At 70.7% G+C, this 736-nt stretch carries 1 protein-coding gene; it reads right to left on the bottom strand.

Annotation, left to right across the window (positions count from 1 at the left end):
- Positions 1–138 precede the first annotated feature (138 nt).
- Positions 139–660: a TetR/AcrR family transcriptional regulator gene (locus ACFVYA_RS38875; RefSeq protein ID WP_387052152.1), complete on the bottom strand. Its 522-nt coding sequence runs from the start codon at positions 658–660 to the stop codon at positions 139–141.
- Between the last annotated feature and the right edge of the window lie 76 nt (positions 661–736).

Raw genomic sequence — 736 nt, 5'->3', positions numbered from 1 at the left:
GAACTCGTCCTCGTCGGCGTGGCCCCGGCGATCGCCAACGCCGTCTTCCACGCCACCGGACGACGCATTCGCGACTTCCCCATCACCGCCGAGGCGATGCTGTGAGCGTCGTGGCGGCCAGGGCGCCGAGAGTCCCGCTCAGGGGTGCCAGGTTCCGATGCCGTCGAGAAGCCGGTCGATGAGCCCGTCAGGGACCACCTCACGCTGCATCGCCGTGCGATAGACGATCGGTCCGACCAGCATCGACACCAGATCCGCCGGCTCCGCGTCCGACTCCAGCTCCTCTGCGCCGACGGCCGACCGGACCGCCGCGTGGATCCGCTCCTGGATCGTCCTGGTCGACTCGTCACGCCGGCGTGCCATCTCCGCGTCCCAGAGCGCCGACTGCATCATGGCGAGTGACAGACCCGCCACGGCCGGGGGCATCAGCTCGTCGGCCAGCTGCCGGAGCTGCCGGTGCAGCCACGGCCGGACCGGCTTTCCGGGGTCCTTGAACAACGGCAGATCGGCGCCCTCCATCACGTCGAGCAAGAGCTGCTCGGACCGCGGCCAGTGCCGGTAGACGGTGGCCCGGCCCACGCCGGCCTCCTGGGAGACGCGCTGGTGCGTGACCGCGCCGGGCCCCTCGCTCGCCAGCAACTCCCGGGCGGCGACGAGGATCGCCTCCCGGGAACGCGCCGCGCACCTTTAACACTGGATCGTCTCCTACTCTGAATCAGACGCGGCCTAGCCAGGA

Origin of the sequence: Amycolatopsis sp. NPDC058278, assembly GCF_042881395.1 — a bacterium.
Lineage (GTDB): Bacteria > Actinomycetota > Actinomycetes > Mycobacteriales > Pseudonocardiaceae > Amycolatopsis.
This window is presented reverse-complemented; position numbering and strand designations above follow the sequence as displayed.